This is a genomic window from Streptomyces durocortorensis (genome assembly GCF_016901035.1).
Classification (GTDB): domain Bacteria; phylum Actinomycetota; class Actinomycetes; order Streptomycetales; family Streptomycetaceae; genus Streptomyces; species Streptomyces durocortorensis.
This window is the reverse complement of the sequence record NZ_JAFEUF010000517.1, coordinates 1-1,060: the sequence shown is the minus strand read 5'-3', so window position 1 is coordinate 1,060 and position 1,060 is coordinate 1. Positions and strand designations below refer to the sequence as shown.

The following is a 1,060-nucleotide window of genomic DNA, read 5'->3' as shown; positions in this document are numbered from 1 at the left end:
CTTACGAGTTGGTGCGTGATAGCGGGTGAGGCGTCGTTGCTGGCAGGTGGCATGATCCGTTTGTGGCGATCATGGTCAATCGGACGGTCCTGGCGCATCGGCTGTTCACCGGAATCTCGCGGCATCATCTGGCTTGCTTGGTCGAGGAGTTGGCCGTGCCGTGGCAGGCCGGTGTCGAAGGCCGTCGTCATGCTGCACGGGGCGGGATCAGGAAGCGGGCTGCGGGTGCCGGCGCCCGTCACCAGCTGGTGTTCGTCGACCGGTTGGTGGCCACGCTGATACATCTACGGCACGACCTGCCGCACTCGGTGCTGGGCCTGATGTTCGGCGTCGACCGCTTCACCATCACCCGTGCGATCGCAGAGATACGCACGCTCCTTGCCGAGCGGGGGTGCGCGGTTCCCGACCGTCCCGGCCTGCGTCTTCGGACGCTGACGGACGTGTTCGCCTACGCCCAGTCCGAAGGCGTCGAGCTGCGGCTGGACGCCACCGAGATCCAGGTCCGCAGGCCGCAGGCCAACCGCGGTGGTCGACGTGCGTTCGTCTCGGGCAAGAAGAAGCAGAACACGATGAAGGCCACCGTGATCGCCGACTGGCGCGGCCGCACGTTATGGACCGATGCCCTGCGGCCTGGTCGTATGCACGACGCGACAGCCGCCCGCAACGAAGGCATCGCCATCTGCTTCCAGCACTTCCCCGACGTCGAGGTCCTCCTGGACGACGGCTACCTCGGCCTGAGCCGCGACCACCGCGGGCAAGCAATCACACCGCCCAGAAAACCGCGTCCGGGAGCACTGCCCGGCAGGGTCGAACAATGGGAACGCGACCGTCACGGCCACTCATCCGACCGCATCACCGTCGAACACGCCCTCGCCGACCACAAACGCTGGAAGCAACTGACGCGCTGGGCCCACCGCCGCGACCGCCTGCCCGACACCTACCGCGCCATCGCCGGCCTCGTCTCCGACCGCACCCACAACAACTGAGAACAGGCCACGACCAGGCCAAACACGCCTCACCCGCTATCACGCACCAACTCGTTAGACGCCATCTCATTTGG

Annotated in this window: 1 protein-coding gene; it reads left to right on the top strand. The window is 66.5% G+C overall.

Annotation, left to right across the window (positions count from 1 at the left end; genetic code table 11):
- Window positions 1-71: 71 nt before the first annotated feature.
- Window positions 72-986 (top strand): transposase family protein, encoded by a 915-nt coding sequence (locus JS521_RS35845; RefSeq protein ID WP_205087017.1) that lies wholly within the window; start codon window positions 72-74, stop codon window positions 984-986.
- Window positions 987-1,060: the final 74 nt, after the last annotated feature.